This window comes from Meridianimarinicoccus zhengii, from assembly GCF_003254465.1.
GTDB lineage: Bacteria > Pseudomonadota > Alphaproteobacteria > Rhodobacterales > Rhodobacteraceae > Meridianimarinicoccus > Meridianimarinicoccus zhengii.
Genome location: NZ_QDFI01000004.1, coordinates 1 through 15,628, shown reverse-complemented (window position 1 = coordinate 15,628; position 15,628 = coordinate 1). Strand labels below are relative to the sequence as shown.

14 protein-coding genes are annotated in these 15,628 nt (G+C 69.1%); 8 read left to right on the top strand and 6 right to left on the bottom strand.

Going from position 1 to position 15,628, the window contains the following annotated elements:
- The 4 genes from DDE13_RS01955 to DDE13_RS22740 form a co-directional block, all read right to left on the bottom strand.
- On the bottom strand, positions 1-1,227 hold the full coding sequence (locus DDE13_RS01955) for a vWA domain-containing protein (RefSeq protein WP_111401071.1): 1,227 nt from the start codon (positions 1,225-1,227) through the stop codon (positions 1-3).
- Positions 1,224-2,324 (bottom strand): AAA family ATPase, encoded by a 1,101-nt coding sequence (locus tag DDE13_RS01950; protein WP_111401070.1) that lies wholly within the window; start codon positions 2,322-2,324, stop codon positions 1,224-1,226. Before DDE13_RS01950 ends, DDE13_RS01955 begins: the two co-directional genes overlap by 4 nt.
- Complete coding sequence (locus DDE13_RS01945; RefSeq protein ID WP_111401069.1) at positions 2,321-3,013, bottom strand: hypothetical protein; 693 nt, start codon at positions 3,011-3,013, stop codon at positions 2,321-2,323. Before DDE13_RS01945 ends, DDE13_RS01950 begins: the two co-directional genes overlap by 4 nt.
- A 67-nt stretch (positions 3,014-3,080) precedes the next feature.
- Positions 3,081-3,956, bottom strand: a complete 876-nt coding sequence (locus tag DDE13_RS22740; RefSeq protein ID WP_162630828.1) for a LysR family transcriptional regulator — start codon at positions 3,954-3,956, stop codon at positions 3,081-3,083.
- A 108-nt stretch (positions 3,957-4,064) separates the two neighbouring features.
- Here DDE13_RS22740 and DDE13_RS01930 point away from each other — a divergent pair, with 108 nt between their 5' ends.
- From DDE13_RS01930 to DDE13_RS01905, 6 genes are all read left to right on the top strand, one after another.
- Positions 4,065-5,132 carry a D-cysteine desulfhydrase gene (locus DDE13_RS01930; RefSeq protein WP_111401067.1) on the top strand — a complete coding sequence of 356 codons (1,068 nt, stop codon included), beginning with the start codon at positions 4,065-4,067 and terminating at the stop codon, positions 5,130-5,132.
- A 30-nt stretch (positions 5,133-5,162) separates the two neighbouring features.
- Entirely contained in the window at positions 5,163-6,032 is an 870-nt protein-coding gene (locus tag DDE13_RS01925; protein ID WP_111401066.1) for an amino acid ABC transporter substrate-binding protein, read from the top strand.
- 60 nt (positions 6,033-6,092) lie between these two features.
- Positions 6,093-6,809 carry an amino acid ABC transporter permease gene (locus DDE13_RS01920; RefSeq protein ID WP_111401065.1) on the top strand — a complete coding sequence of 239 codons (717 nt, stop codon included), beginning with the start codon at positions 6,093-6,095 and terminating at the stop codon, positions 6,807-6,809.
- Entirely contained in the window at positions 6,809-7,465 is a 657-nt protein-coding gene (locus tag DDE13_RS01915) for an amino acid ABC transporter permease (RefSeq protein WP_111401064.1), read from the top strand. The genes DDE13_RS01920 and DDE13_RS01915 overlap by 1 nt, the downstream gene beginning before the upstream one ends.
- Positions 7,462-8,190, top strand: a complete 729-nt coding sequence (locus DDE13_RS01910; RefSeq protein ID WP_111401063.1) for an amino acid ABC transporter ATP-binding protein — start codon at positions 7,462-7,464, stop codon at positions 8,188-8,190. Before DDE13_RS01915 ends, DDE13_RS01910 begins: the two co-directional genes overlap by 4 nt.
- A gap of 162 nt (positions 8,191-8,352) precedes the next feature.
- Positions 8,353-10,023 (top strand): L-lactate permease, encoded by a 1,671-nt coding sequence (locus tag DDE13_RS01905; RefSeq protein WP_111401062.1) that lies wholly within the window; start codon positions 8,353-8,355, stop codon positions 10,021-10,023.
- Between the two features lie 21 nt (positions 10,024-10,044).
- On the opposite strand, the gene DDE13_RS01900 is transcribed toward DDE13_RS01905, so the two are convergent.
- The gene (locus DDE13_RS01900) at positions 10,045-11,061 is read right to left on the bottom strand and encodes a 2-hydroxyacid dehydrogenase (protein ID WP_328587831.1); all 1,017 of its coding nucleotides are present in this window, start codon (positions 11,059-11,061) and stop codon (positions 10,045-10,047) included.
- Positions 11,062-11,216: 155 nt separating this feature from the next.
- Between DDE13_RS01900 and lysA the strand changes: the two genes are divergently transcribed.
- Positions 11,217-12,485: a diaminopimelate decarboxylase gene (gene lysA, locus DDE13_RS01895; RefSeq protein ID WP_111401061.1), complete on the top strand. Its 1,269-nt coding sequence runs from the start codon at positions 11,217-11,219 to the stop codon at positions 12,483-12,485.
- 165 nt (positions 12,486-12,650) lie between these two features.
- Complete coding sequence (locus DDE13_RS01890; protein ID WP_111401060.1) at positions 12,651-15,239, top strand: TIGR02302 family protein; 2,589 nt, start codon at positions 12,651-12,653, stop codon at positions 15,237-15,239.
- A gap of 112 nt (positions 15,240-15,351) precedes the next feature.
- Here the strand turns inward: DDE13_RS01890 and DDE13_RS01885 are convergent.
- Positions 15,352-15,628 (bottom strand): hypothetical protein (locus DDE13_RS01885; protein WP_222626008.1); only part of this gene is annotated, 277 nt, incomplete at its 5' end.

The following is a 15,628-nucleotide window of genomic DNA, read 5'->3' as shown; positions in this document are numbered from 1 at the left end:
TCAGGCCGGGACCGCGTCGCCGATGCGCAGGGTCCGGCCCCATGGGGGCGTTTCGGTGGCCCGCGGCACGGCCCAGAGCACCGGGAAGCGCGGGCGCGGCGGCAGGGGCGCGTCGAGATCGGTGAGGATCACGGCGATGGAGGGGGCGATGCGCGCCGCACGGGCGAAGAGATCGGCATAGTCGGTGCCGCCGCCGGTGCGCCATGGCAGGTCCTGCAGGCTGTTCCAGCGGTCGGGGTCGAGCCTAGTTTCCTGGAACACTTCGGTGTCGAAGGCCATCAGATGCGTCTCCGCCCCGGTGCGGCGGGCGATGGCGCGGGCCTCGGTCGTGAACAGGCGCAGGGTCTGCGGGTCGATGGACGACGAGGTGTCGAGCCCCACGACGATGCGCGGGCGGTGGTCCATGCGCTGGGTGCCGGGTTCGAAGACCGGGGTGGGGCCGCCATGGCGCGCGGCTGCGTCGATGCGCGCGATCCATGCGCCGGACGGGCGGCGCCAGCTTTGCCTTGGGCGGTCGGTCAGGGCGCGCGCCAGAAGCCCGCGCAGGTGGATTTCCCACGGGGTGCTGTCGGGGGCGAGGTCCGCGAGGAACGCACCGAGCCGCCCGATGCCGGTGCCTGCCTTGCGGCCCGCTTCGAGGGCGCGCAGGACGTGGTTGCGCCAGTCGGCGGTGGACTGGGCGCGGCCCTCGTCCGGCGTGCCCGCGGCAAGATCGACGGAGAAGCCGCGGGTCTTGCCCCAGTCGCGCAGGCGTTGGGCGCGCTTGGGGTCCGCGTGCAGCGCCATGGCGAGCCGGTCCGTGTCCCAGCGTTCGAGCGCCTCGACCGCGCTGCGGGCTTCGATCCCGGCTTGATCCAGCAGTTCGGTGAGCGTCACGGCGGGGCGGGGGATCGCGTGACCCGCGAGGATCAGGGTTTCGTTGACGATGCCGTCGGCGGCCAGCCCGAAAAGCGACGGGTCGACGCTGTCGCCCAGCCGTTCGGCCAGCGCCGCCTGCCGGTCGGAATGGCGCAGGGCGACGTGCAGGACGTGGTGCGCCACCAGCCCGACCTGTTCGGGCAGGCCGAGGCTGTCGAAGCCGGGGCCGATGGTGATCGTGTCGCCTGCCGTGCGCGTCGCGCCGTCGCCGTCGCGGATGCGGCACCAGAGCGCGAGGACGGCGAGGGCCGGGTCGACTTCGCCGAGATGGGCCAGCGCGCGGGTGGCCCGGTGCGCGGGGGCGGTCACGGCAGGCCCGCGGCCTGCCGGTCGGCGGCGTAGTCCGCATAGGCGGGGGATGCCGCGAAGGCGTCTTCCCAGCCGTTGTCCAGCGCGCGGGCGATCAGCAGTTCGAACCCGAAGCTGGCGAGTTCCGCCATGGGCAGGCCCGCATGGCTGGCGCCAAGGTGGCGCAGGTCGGCCATGATCTCGATGGTGGCGGGGAGCGTGTCGCGTGTGACCCCGCCGACGAGACCGTAGACGAGCGCGGTCAGCCCGTGCAGCGTGCGCGGGGTGAGGCGCGCGCGGTCCGCGCGGGGGGCGGCCAGCAGGGCGTCGATCTGCACGGTCGCCGCGATTTCATCCGCCAGCAGCGCGAATTCCGCCGCCGGGGCCTCGCCCACCGTGCCCGCCACCATGACCTGCCGCAAGGCGCGGTCGGGGACGGCGTGCAGGATGGCGCTGACGCGGGTCCAGGATCGCGGTGTGCAGGCGATGGTCTGGCCCCGGCGGAGCGCATCCTCGGTCGTGTCGAGAAGGTCGGGGCGCGTGCGGATGAAGGCCGCCACGGTAGGGTGGATGCCCGCCGGGACCGCGTAGTGTTTCAACCAGTCGTCGGCGCTGGCCTGCACGTTCATGTGGATCAGCCGGTCGCTGAGCGCGGTGCCCATGTCATGGGCGATGGCGCCGTCCTCCACCCTGTTGCCCGCGGCGACGATCATGACGCTGTCGGGCAGGCGGTGGCGCCCGACGCGCCGTTCCTGCAGAAGGCCATAGACGGTGGGTTGCAGGGTCGGCGACGCGGCGGTCAGTTCGTCGAGGAACAGGATCGCGGGCGCGTCGGTGTCGGGCAGATCCTCGGGGCGGTACCAGACCGTTTTCGCGCTGTCGTGGTCGTAATAGGGCAGGCCGCGCAGGTCCTGCGGTTCGATGGTCGTCAGGCGCAGGTCGAACAATTGCGCGCCGATGCGGGTGGCGAGGGTCTGGACCACTTCCGTCTTGCCGACGCCGGGACGGCCATGGAGCATCCATGACGCGGTGAGCTGGCCTGCGCGCTGGGCGTCCCACCCAGCGGTCAGCACGCGCAGCGCCTCGCCCGCCGACACGGTGGTGGCGTTGACGGTCATGACGCGGCTGCCGCGCGCTGGTCGAGCCGGGCGGCGAGGCGGGCATGGGCGGAGACGGCGCGCGCCTGTTGGGTGATGTCGCGCAGGTAGGTGCTGTCGCTGTGGTTCACGGCCAGAAGGTCGCGCTCGGTGAAATCGGCGTCGAACAGCCCTTCGGCCAGAACGGCGCGGTCGTCCGCGTCGAGCGGCAGGACGCGTGGCTTGGGGTGATCCGCCTGCACCGACACGAGCGTCAGGGGCGCGATGCGGGCCAGTTCGGACTGCTCCACCACCAGCCGCAATTCCCCTTCGGCCATGTCATGGCGGGCGGCGATGCGGCGCAGGCAGGCGCGGGCGCGGAAGGCCAGCGTGTCAAGCCGCCGGGCGGCCTCGTCCGCGCCGACGGCCCGGCTGCGTGCGGCGGCGGAGAGGCGCAGCAGCTTGAGTTCCACAACGGCGACCGTGATGACCATGAGCGCGGGGGCCTGCATGACCTGCGTGGCAAGATCGCGGACCATTAGCGGTGCCACGATGAAGGGCAGCAGTTCCGCCGTGTAGCGCAACGGCTGGATTTCGACCGCGAGCCGCAGCCAGAGACCCGCCCCCGCCCCGCGCGGCACGGGCATCACCCGGCCGAGGAATTTCTTCGGCAGGCTGCGCGTATCGAGGATGCCGGGATTGGCAAGGGTGTCGTGGGTGACGATCAGCATGGGGACAGCATGGGCGCTCCGGTCTGTGCGGGGAAGGTAGCACCGGGGGGCAGGGCGGCAAACCGGGTCACAGGCGGGCGAGCAGGCGCCGCGCCTCGGCGTTGCCATCGGCGTGGAACAGGCTGACATCGAGCCCGATCTGCCCGTAGATCGCGCTCAGATTGACCAGATCCCCCGATGCGATCTGCGCCACGCACATGCTGTGCGGCACCCATGCGACGCCGAGGCCCGCCTCGGCCAGCCGCAGGGCGGCGACGCTGAACGCGGTTTCCACGGCCACCCGCCCGCCATGATCCGCCAGCGCGGCCTCGGCCCCGTGACGCTGCACGAGTCGGGCGAAATGGCTGTCGGGCGGATAGGCGATCACCGGGAAGGGACCGGCCAGGCGGCCATCCGGCCCCAGCCGATGGCGCAGCGCGCCGCCGCAGACGGGCACCAGCGTGTCGCGCATCCATGTGCGGCGCACGATGGTGTCGTCGAAGGGCAGGGGCGGGAAACCGCGCGCTTCATAGATCATGAGGATGTCCGCGTCGCCGCGCACGAAGAAGGACAGGCAGTCCTCGCGGTTCATGGTGCGCAGGCGGGTGGTCAGGTCCGGCTCTAGCCGGTGCAGGGCGGCGAGCGCGTCGGGCGTGATCCGCGCGGCGAGCGCGTGCTGGGTCACGAGCACCAGCCGCCCGCCCGTGGTGCCGTCGCGCAGGCGTGCGCGCAAGCCTTCGATGCGCTGGAGCGTCGCGCGGATTTCGGCGGCATTGGCGGCCAGCGCGGGGTGCAGGCCGATCCGGTTGGCGTCGCGGTCCAGAAGGGGGATGCCCACCCAGTCCTCGAAGCTGCGGATGCGGCGGGAAAAGGCGGGTTGCGTGACGTTGCGCCGGGCCGCGGCGCGGCTGAGGCTGCCTTCTTCCAGCAGGGTCAGGACGTCGTCCAGAAGTCGGGTATCCATGGCTTCACCCATACGAACGGTATGAGCGGTCAAAGATAGAAGCATTATCGCGCGGGCACCAGCGCTGCTAGGGGTCGGGAAACGCCCCTGAAGGAAAGGCCACGCACCATGAGTGCCGTTCGTCACGCCCCTGCCGCCCAAACCCCGATCAAGGACCGCTGCGACGCCGTCCGGCGCAAGCTGGAAGGGTTCCCGCGCGTGTCGCTGGCGCATCTGCCGACCCCGCTGGAGCCGATGGACCGGCTGAGCGCGCATCTGGGCGGGCCGCGCATCTGGGTCAAGCGCGACGACTGCACCGGGCTGTCGGGCGGCGGCAACAAGACCCGCAAGCTGGAATTCCTGATGGCCGACGCGCTGGCGCAGCGGGCCGATTGCGTCGTCACCCAAGGTGCCACGCAGTCGAACCACGCGCGCCAAACCGCGGCGGCGGCGGCGAAGCTGGGGCTCGCGTGCCATATCCTGCTGGAGGACCGGACAGGCTATACCGACCCGGCCTATACCGACAACGGCAACGTGCTGCTGGACCGGCTGCACGGGGCCACGGTGGATCGCCGCCCCGGCGGGGCCGACATGGCCGCCGAGATGGAGACCTTTGCCGAGAGCCTGCGCGCTGAAGGGCATCGCCCCTACATCATCCCCGGCGGCGGGTCGAACCCGGTGGGCGCGCTGGGCTATGTCAATTGTGCGGTGGAACTGCTGACGCAGGCCGACGCGATGGGCGTCGATATCGACCTGCTGGTGCACGCCACGGGCAGTTCCGGCACGCAGGCGGGGCTGGTGGCCGGGCTTGCGGCCGCGGAATCGGACCTCGACCTTTTGGGGATCGGTGTGCGCGCGCCGCAGGAAAAGCAGGAAAAGATGGTCCATGACCTTGCGCGCCGCACGATGGACCATCTGGGCGCGGGTTTCGAGATCCCGCGCGACCGGGTGCGGGCGAATTGCGACTATGTCGGCCCGGGCTACGGCCTGCCGACCGACGCGATGCAGGAGGCCGTCCGGCTTCTGGCGCGGTTCGAAGGACTGCTGTTCGACCCGGTCTATTCCGGCAAGGGGCTGGCGGGGCTGATCGATCTCGTCCAGCGCGGCGAATTCGGGGACGCGCGCAACGTCGTGTTCCTGCATACTGGCGGCAGTGCGGCATTGTTCGGGTATCCCGACCTGTTCACCGCCGCCTGAAAAAAACCTAACCAACGACAGGAGAGAGACATGACGCAACTGAGACATGCCCTTGCCGCCGCGGCGGCCATCGCGACGCTCGGCACCGCAGCCGCGGCGCAGGACATCACGCAAGGCCGGCTTGCCGCCATCGCCGAACGCGGCAGCATCGTGCTGGGGCACCGCGAAAGCTCCGTGCCGTTCGCGTATCTCGACGAGAACCAGACCCCCATCGGCTACAGCATCGACCTGTGCATGAAGGTCGTGGAGGCGGTCGAGGAGACGCTGGGCACGGATCTGGAGGTGCGTTTCGTGCCGGTCACGCCGCAGACGCGCATCGCGCTGATGGCGAACGGCACGATCGACCTGGAATGCGGATCGACCACCAACAACCTGACGCGTCAGGAACAGGTCGAATACCTGCCCGTGACCTTCATCACCGGCACGCAGATCCTGACCAAGGTGGACAGCGGCATCAACGGCATCGACGACATGGAAGGCAAGCGGATCGGGCTGGCGCAGGGCACCACGAACGAACGCGCCATCATGGCCGAGATGGAGGCCCGCGGGCTGAATATCGACATCCTGCCGGTGCGCGACCATGCCGAGGGGATGCTGGCGCTGGAAACCGACCGGATCGACGCCTATTCGACCGACCACATCCTGCTGCACGGGCTGATCGACAAGTCGCGCACACCCGAGGATTTCGCGGTCGTGGGCGATTTCCTGTCCTATGACCCCTATGCGCTGATGGTGCCGCGCAACGAGAGCGATTTCGAACTGGTGGGCAAGCGCGCGCTGGCCGAGGTCTTCCGGTCCGGCGAGATCGACGCGATCTACGAGAAGTGGTTCGGCCCGCTGGGCGTGGAACAGTCCGAACTGCTGCAAGCGGCCTTCCGCCTGAACGCGCTGCCGCAGTAAACGGAGCGTGCGAAGGGGGCGGGCAACCGTCCCCTTCCGCCGCCGGGGAAGGACGTCATCATGGACTACAACTGGAACTGGGGCGTCCTGTTCACGGACCCTTACCTCGGCTGGCTGATCATGGGGGTCCAGTGGACCTTCGCGGTGGCACTCGCCGCCTGGGTGCTGGCGCTGGTCGTCGGTATCCTTGTGGGGGTGGGGCGCACGCTGCCGTCGCGCCCGATCTCGTTCATCTGCACCGCCTATGTGGAGCTGTTCCGCAACGTGCCGCTGCTGGTGCAGATGTTCCTGTGGTATTTCGTGATGCCCGAAATGGTCCCGGAAAACATGGGCCTGTGGATCAAGCGCGACATGCCCAACCCGGAATACGTGACCGCGGTCATCGCGCTGGGCCTTTATACCGCGAGCCGCATCGCCGAACAGGTGCGCGCGGGCATCAACGCCGTGGGCACCGGGCTGACCAACGCGGCCTATGCCAACGGGTTTTCCGTCGGGCAGACCTATCGCTACATCCTGCTGCCGATTTCCTTCCGGCTGATCGTGCCGCCGATGACATCGGAATTCCTGACGATCTTCAAGAACTCGTCGCTGGCGCTGACCATCGGTCTTCTGGAACTGACTGCGCAAAGCCAGCAGATCGCCGAATACACGTTCAACGGGTTCGAGGCCTATACCGCGGCCACGGTGATCTACGTGTGCATCGCCCTTCTGGCGACCATCGTGATGCAGGTGGCCGAACGCTACACCCGCATCCCCGGATACATGGGGTCGAAGTGATGGGCGATTTCGATTTCGGCGTCATCGCGGGCAACCTGCCGTTCCTGATGCAGGGTTTGCAACTGTCGCTGCTGCTGACCTTCCTTGCCGTGCTGGGGGGCATCTTCTTCGGTACGATCCTCGCGCTCATGCGGCTGTCTGGCATCCTGCCGCTGTCGCTGCTGGCAGGGACATACGTCAACCTGATCCGGTCGGTGCCGCTGATCCTCGTGATCTTCTGGTTCTATTTCCTCGTGCCGCTGGCGCTGGGACGACCCATCGGGAACTTCTATTCCGCCCTGATCGCCTTCACCCTGTTCGAGGCCGCGTATTTCTCGGAAATCATCCGCGCGGGCATCCAGTCGGTGCGCAAGGGGCAGGTCCATGCCGCGCAGGCCACGGGGCTGAACTACTGGCAGACCCAGCGCTACATCGTGCTGCCGCAGGCGTTCCGCAACATGATCCCGATCCTCGTGACGCAGGGCATCATCCTGTTCCAGGACACGAGCCTCGTGTTCGTCGTCTCGCTGCGGGACTTCATGACCGTGTCGTCCATCGTCGCCCGCACCGAGGGGCGGCTCGTCGAAATGTACATCTTCGCCGCGCTCGTCTATTTCGCGATCTGTTTCGCGGGATCGCTGTTCGTGCGGCGCCTTCAGAAGGCCAGCACGATATGATCGAGATCGAGAACCTGTCGAAATGGTACGGCGACTTCCGCGTGCTGACCGACTGCAGCACGAAGGTCGCGTCGGGCGAGGTCGTGGTGGTCTGCGGGCCGTCCGGGTCGGGCAAGTCCACGCTGATCAAATGCGTGAACGGTCTGGAACCGGCGCAAAAGGGCCGGATCTCCGTGGACGGGATGGAGGTCATGGCCCGCGGGTCCGACCTGACCAAGCTGCGCGCGCGGATCGGCATGGTGTTCCAGCATTTCGAGTTGTACCCCCACATGACCGTGCGCGAGAACCTGTGCCTTGCCCAGCAGAAGGTGCTGGGCCGCAACCGGGACGAGGCCGTCGCCAAAACCGAGGCGCTGCTGCAACGCGTCGGGATGGCGCAGCATATCGACAAGCATCCCGGCGCGCTGTCGGGCGGGCAGCAGCAGCGGGTCGCGATCAGCCGCGCGCTGGCCATGGACCCCATCGCGATGCTGTTCGACGAACCCACATCCGCGCTCGACCCCGAGATGATCAACGAGGTGCTGGACGTGATGGTGGAGCTTGCCAAGGAAGGCATGACCATGATGGTCGTCACCCACGAGATGGGCTTCGCCCGCAAGGTCGCAGACCGGGTGGTGTTCATGGACGCCGGCGCCATCGTCGAGGACCGCCCGACCGAGGAGTTCTTCGGCAATCCCGAAAGCGACCGGGCCAAGGATTTCCTGAGCAAGATCCTCAACCACTGACCCCGGCCGTTCTGTCGCATTTCCCCTTGGGCATTTCCGCGCAGCGACAACGCGGCAAGCCTGTAGCGGTATCGGCGATCCCCCCTGCCGGCTTAGGGTTGCGCGTGTGACGGGCGGGGCCATCCCGGCACGGACATGCACGCCATTGGGGGGAACCGAACCATGGTACTGGGATTCCAAGCTGCACTCGCCTTTGCGCCCATAGCACTTGCGGGCATCCTGCTGGTGGGGCTGCGCATGCCCGCCCGCACGGCGATGCCCGCCGTCTATCTGGCCGCCGCGCTGATCGCACTTCTGTTCTGGGGCGTGCCCTTCGCGCGGGTCGCGGCCTCCACGGTGCAGGGACTGCTCATCACCGCCTCGGTCCTGTGGATCATCTTCGGGGCGATCCTGCTTCTGAACACGCTCAAGCACAGCGGTGCGATCCAGACGATCCGCGCGGGCTTCGCCGCGGTCAGCCCGGACCGGCGGGTGCAGATGATCATCATCGCCTGGCTCTTCGGCGCGTTCATCGAAGGCGCGTCGGGCTTCGGCACGCCCGCGGCGATCATCGCACCCCTGCTCGTGGCGCTTGGGTTTCCGGCCATGGCGGCGGTCGTGGCGGGGATGATGGTGCAAAGCACGCCCGTGTCGTTCGGCGCGGTGGGCACCCCCATCATCATCGGCGTCACCGGCGGGCTCGACAGTGCCGCGCTCGACATCGCGTTTCAGGCGGAAGGATCGAGCTGGGCCGCCTTCCTGCGCACGGTCACGTCCGAGGTCGCGATCATCCACGGCATCATCGGCCTGTTCATGCCGGTCCTGATGGTGATGATGATTACCCGTTTCTTCGGCGCACGCCGGTCCTGGACCGAGGGGTTGAGCATCGTGCCCTTCGCGCTCTTTGCCGCTGCGGCGTTCTCGATCCCCTACATCCTGACCGGCGTGTTTCTCGGCCCGGAATTCCCGTCGCTGATCGGCGCGCTCGTGGCGCTGGCCATCGTCGTCAGCGCCGCGCGCAAGGGGTTCCTGATGCCGAAGGACACGTGGGATTTCGCGCCGGCCGACCAGTGGCCGTCGGACTGGATGGGCGATCTGGAGATAAAGCTGGAAGAGTTGACGGACAAGGCGCCGATCAGCGCACGGCTCGCGTGGGTGCCCTATCTGCTGGTGGCGCTGATCCTCGTGCTCAGCCGGGTGAGCGACGGGTTCAAGGGGTGGCTGACCTCGGTGTCGTTCGGGATGTCCGACATCTTCGGGGAAACCGGCATCTCGGCCAGCATCCAGCCGCTGTACCTGCCCGGTGGCATCCTCGTGTTCGTGGCGCTGGTCACGGTGCTGTCGCACCGCATGAAGCCCGCGCAATTCGCGGAAGCGGTCGGCGAATCGGGCAAGCTGCTGTTGGGGGCGGGCTTCGTGCTGGCCTTCACCATCCCCATGGTGCGCATCCTGATCAATTCGGGCGGCAATACCGCGGGGCTGGACAGCATGCCGGTGGCGATGGCGACATGGCTCGCGGCGGCCGTGGGCGACATCTATCCGTTCTTCGCGGCGGCGACGGGGGCCTTGGGCGCGTTCATCGCCGGGTCCAACACCGTCAGCAACATGATGCTCAGCCAGTTCCAGTACGGCATGGCGGAACAGCTTGGCAACCCCACGACGCTGATCGTGGCGTTGCAGGCGGTGGGGGCCGCGGCGGGCAACATGATCGCCATCCACAACGTGGTCGCGGCCTCGGCCACGGTCGGGTTCCTCGGGCGCGAGGGCGCGGTGCTGCGGCTGACCATCATCCCGACGGTCTATTACCTTGTTTTCGCGGGCATCCTGGGGGTCGTGGGCCTGAGCATCCTGTAACGCTGCACGCGCCGGGGCCGGTCACGGCTTCGGCGCGAGTTTCTCCACCGAGATTTCGTGGACCGCCGCACCGCTGCGCGCGAAGGCGTCGATATTGGCGATGGTCGTCTCGGCGATCGCGGTCAGCGCCTCGTGCGTCAGGAACGCCTGGTGCCCGGTGATCAGCACGTTGGGAAAGGTCAGCAGCCGCGCGAACACGTCGTCCTGGATGGCCATGTCCGACAGATCTTCGAAGAACAGGTCCGCCTCTTCCTCGTAGACGTCCAGCCCCAGCCCGCCGATCGTGCCGTCCTTCAGCCCGGCTATGGCGGCGCGCGCGTCGATCACCGCCCCGCGGGATGTGTTCACGATCGTCACCCCGCGCTTCAGCAGCTTCAGCGTGTCGAAGCCGATCATGTGATGCGTGTCGGGCGTCAGCGGGCAGTGCAGCGACAGGATGTCGGACCGCGCGAAGATCTCGTCGCGGGGCACGTACTCCATCCCCAGCGCCACGCAGTCGGGATTCTCGGCCACGTCATGGCCCAAGATCGTGCAGCCGAAGCCCGCCATGATCCGCGCCAGCACCGCGCCGATGGTGCCGGTGCCGATGATGCCCACGGTCTTGCCGTGCAGGTCGAACCCCAGAAGCCCGTCGAGCGCGAAGTTGCCTTCGCGCACGCGGTTATGGGCGCGGTGGATGTTGCGGTTGAGCGCAAGGATCAGCGCGACGGTATGTTCGGCCACCGCGTGCGGCGAATAGGCGGGCACCCGCGCCACCGTCAGCCCGAGATCCCGCGCTGCGGTCAGATCGACATTGTTGAACCCCGCGCAGCGCAGCGCGATCAGCTTCGTGCCGCCGCGGGCGAGGATTTCCAGCACCGGCGCCGACAGGTCGTCGTTGACGAAGGCGCAGACCGCCTGCGCGCCCTCGGCCAGCACCGCCGTGTCGGGTGAAAGCCGAATGTCGAGAAACCGGATGTCATGGTCCTTGCCGTCGTTGGCGGCGGTCAGGAAATTGCGGTCATAGGACTTCGTGCTGAACACGGTGACGAACATCATGGTGCCTCTCGGATGGGTCGGCGTCAGGGCAGCATATCGCGCGGCCCGGTGCAAACCCGCCGTGCCGCAAGGCCGCCCGATTCCGGCGCATTGCAAAGCGCGGGCGCATTTGCCATGACCCGGCGCATTCCCCTATCGGCGGCAAAGGCACCGGCATGGACCATTTCACCTACCAGGGCGGCGCGCTGCACGCCGAGGATGTGCCCCTGTCCGCCATCGCGGCCGCGGTCGGCACGCCGTTCTACTGCTATTCCACCGCGACGCTGCTGCGCCATTACGGGCTGTTCGACGCGGCACTCGCGGGGCTGGACCACCTTGTCTGCTTCGCGATGAAGAGCAATTCCAACCAGGCGATCCTGCGGCTGCTGGCGCGTGCGGGCGCGGGGATGGACGTGGTGTCGGGCGGCGAATACGCCCGCGCGAAGGCCGCGGGCGTGCCCGGCGACCGGATCGTGTTCTCCGGCGTGGGCAAGACCCGCGACGAGATGCGCACCGCCCTGCAGGGCGGCATCCGCCAGTTCAACGTCGAATCCGAGCCCGAACTGCACGCCCTGTCCGAAACCGCCACCGCGTTGGGCACCACCGCGCCCATCACGATCCGCGTCAACCCGGACGTGGACGCCAAGACCCACGCCAAGATCGCCACCGGCAAGTCCGAGAACAAGTTCGGCATCCCCATCGCCCGCGCGCGCGCCGTCTATGCCATGGCCGCCGCCCTGCCGGGGATCGAGGTCGTGGGCATCGACGTGCATATCGGCAGCCAGCTCACCGACCTCGCGCCCTTCGAGGCCGCCTATGCCAAGGTCGCCGACCTGACCCGCGCGCTGCGGGCCGACGGGCACGATATCCGCCGGCTCGATCTTGGTGGCGGCCTCGGCATCCCCTACACCCGCGATAACGACGCGCCACCGCTGCCCTCGGCTTACGGCGACATGATCCGCCGCACGCTGGGCGATCTGGGCTGCGAGATCGAGATCGAACCGGGCCGGCTCATTTCCGGCAACGCGGGCATCCTCGTGGCGCAGGTGATCTACCTGAAATCGGGCGAGGGGCGCGATTTCCTGATCGTGGACGCGGCGATGAACGACCTCCTGCGCCCCGCGATGTACGACGCGCATCACGACATCGTCCCGCTGATCGAGCCGCCCGTCGCCGTCGACCAGGCGCCCTATGACGTGGTCGGCCCCGTCTGCGAAACCGGCGACACCTTCGCCCGCGCCCGCCCCCTGCCGCCGCTGGCCGAAGGTGACCTCGTGGCGTTCCGCTCCGCCGGGGCTTACGGTGCCGTGATGGCGTCGGAATACAACACCCGCCCCCTGATCCCCGAGGTGCTGGTGGATGGCGACCGTTGGGCGGTGATCCGCCCGCGCCCCGCCATCGCGGACATCATCGCGCGCGACACCGTGCCCGACTGGCTGGCCTGAGCGGTAAACCGCCCGATCCCGCGGCGCGGGCGGGCAATTTCACGCCGCCCGCAGCCGTGCCGGGCAATCGTGATCGCCGGATCCGGTCACAAGCCTTTGACCTGCGCGCCGCGCGCGATACCCTTCTTCCGACCGCCCATCCCGGCGGCCGGACCGGAGCGCCCCATGACGCCACCCGCAACGCCACCCACCCGGCGCCCCTTCGACCCCACGCGCCGCATCCGCGGCCCGCTCCTGCTGACCCGGATCGGGCTCGTGGCGGAAAGGCTGACACGGGCGTTCTGGCCGTTCTGGACCGTGATCCTCGTGCTGGCGGCGGTGCTGCTGTCCGGCGTCAGTGCCGACCTGCCGCTGGAGGCGTTCTGGTTCGGTGTGCTGGCCGGGGCCGCGGCGCTTCTGGCCGGCTTCGTGCGCGGCATCGCGCGCTTCCGCTTCCCCTCGGCTGCCGACGCGGCGCACAGGCTCGACGCGACGCTGCCGGGCCGGCCGCTCGCGGCGCTGGCGGATGCGCAGGCGATCGGGGCAGGGGACGCCGCGTCCGAAGCGGTGTGGAAGGCGCATATGCGCCGGATGATACTGCGGTTGGGCGATGCGCGGCCGGTGCGCCCCGACCTGCGGCTGGCACGCCACGACCGCTACGGGCTGCGCTTCGTCGCGCTCACCGTGTTCGTGGTCATGCTGATCTTCGGCGCGGGGCTGCGGCTGGGGCAGGGCGTGCCGCTGGCCGGACCGGGCACCACCGCGGTCGCCACCGGGCCAAGCTGGGAAGGCTGGGCCGAACCCCCGGCCTATACCGGACGGCCGAGCCTCTATCTCAACGATGTTCCGCCCGGCACGCTGGACCTGCCCGCGGGCAGCCGCATCGAATTGCGGCTCTACGGCGAACCGGGTGACCTGACCGTCGCGGAAACCGTGTCCGGTCGGACAACCGGTCTCGACGCGGCCAGCGACCCGCGGCAGGGATTCGAGATCGCGCAACCCGGCCGGATCGAGATCCGCGGCCCCGGCGGTGCTGCGTGGGACATCACGCTGACCCCCGATGCGCCGCCCACCATCGAACCCGAAGGCCCGCCCCAGCGCGCGGCGTCGGGCGAGATGACGCAGGCGTTTTCCGCGCGCGACGATTTCGGGGTGACCGGGGCCAATGCCACGATCCGGCTCGATCTCGACGCGGTGGACCGCCGCCACGGGCTTGCACCCGCGCCGGACCCGCGCGAGCCGATCGTCGTCGATCTGCCCTTGCCGCTCACGGCTGACCGCACCGACTTCACCGAGGCGCTGGTGGAGGATTTCTCGCAGCACCCCTTCGCCAACCTGCCCGTCACGATCACCTTCGAGGCGCGGGATGCGGGCGGCCAGATCGGCCAGTCCGTGCCGCTCGAGCTTGATGCGCTGCCGGGGCGGCGGTTCTTCGACCCGCTGGCACAGGCGATCATCGAACAGCGCCGGGACCTGCTGTGGGCGCGGTCCAACGCACCGCGGGTGGCGCGGCTGCTGCGCGCCGTGTCCCACGAACCCGAGGGGATGTTCCGCACCGAGACCGACTACCTGCGCACCCGCTTCATCGCCCGCCAGATCGAAGCGACCGCGCCCGAGGGGGTGGATGCCGACGAACAGGCCGAGATCGCGCAGGCGCTCTGGGATCTCGCGCTGCGGATCGAGGAAGGGGACCTGTCCGACGCCATGGCGCGGCTGCGCCGGGCGCAGGACCGGCTGTCCGAAGCGATGCGCGACGGGGCCTCGAACGAGGAAATCGCCGAACTGATGCAGGAACTGCGCGAGGCGATGCAGGACGTGATGCGCCAGCTGGCCGAGCAGATGCAGAACCAGGACGGCCAGCAGCAGGACCTTTCCGATGCGCAGGAACTGACCGGACAGGATCTGGAGGACATGCTCCAGCGTCTGCAGGAGCTGATGGAAGAGGGGCGCATGGCCGAGGCGCAGCAGCTTCTCGACCAGCTTGCGCAGATGATGCAGAACATGCAGATGGCCCAGGGCGGCCAGCAGGGCCAGCCAAGCCCGGGCCAGCAGGCGCTGCAAGGGTTGCAGGAAACCCTGCGCGACCAGCAGGACCTGTCCGACGACAGCTTTCAGGGGATGCAGCCGGGCCAGCAGGGTCAGCAGGGGCAACAAGGCCAGCAAGGACAGCAGCCGGGTCAGGGCCAGGCGCAGGGACAGGGCTCCGGCCAAGGACAGGGCCAGGGATCCGGTCAGGGGCAAGGACAGGGCCAGGGCAGTCAGCCCGGCGATCTAGGCCAGCAGCTTGCGGACCGCCAGCGCGCACTCCGACAGGAACTCGACCGCCAGCGCGACGGCCTGCCCGGCTTCGGCGAAGGCTCCGAAGATGCCCGCCGGTCGCTGGACGAGGCCGGCCGCGCCATGGACGACGCCGAGCAGTCCCTGCGCGGCGACGACCTTGCGGGCGCGATGGACAGTCAGGCCGAGGCGATGGACCGCCTGCGCGACGGTATCCAGTCGCTGGGGGAAGAACTCGCCCAGCAGCAGGGCCAGCAACAAGGGCAGGGTCAGCAGGGTCAGGCCGCGGGGCAGGCCGGTCCCACAGGCCAGCAGGACCCGCTGGGGCGCGACAGCGGCGGTCAGGGGCGGCTCGGCACGCGGGACAACCTGTTGCAGGGCGAAGACGTGTACCGCCGCGCGCAGGACCTGCTCGACGAGATCCGGCGCCGCTCCGGCGACCAGACCCGCCCGGACACCGAACGCGACTACCTGCGCCGCCTTCTGGACCGCTTCTGATCGACAGGGCCACGCCCCATAAAATTAGCTAATTTTGTGGAGGACCCCCCGTGGCGCCGGATCGCGCGCCGCGCGGCCCGTTCCGAGGGCTGGTCCCCGGTCGCGCTGCGCGTCATGACAGGGCCGGGACCACCACGCGGCGCAGCCAGTCCACCAGCGCCGCCTGAACCTGCCCGCCATGGTGCAGCACAGCGTCCAGCAGCGGGCCGTCGAGCGTCGTGCCCGCCCGCAGCGCCACCAGGTACACGGCCGGCGCGGCGATGCACAGCCCCGCCGTGGCCGCGAAGCCGAACCGGAAACCCCGGCGGCGCCGTTGAAGCGTCACGAGCGCGCGATGATCCGGCGATGCCTGGACCATGGGCAGTCCCGGTGCGGACCCGCCGGTGCCC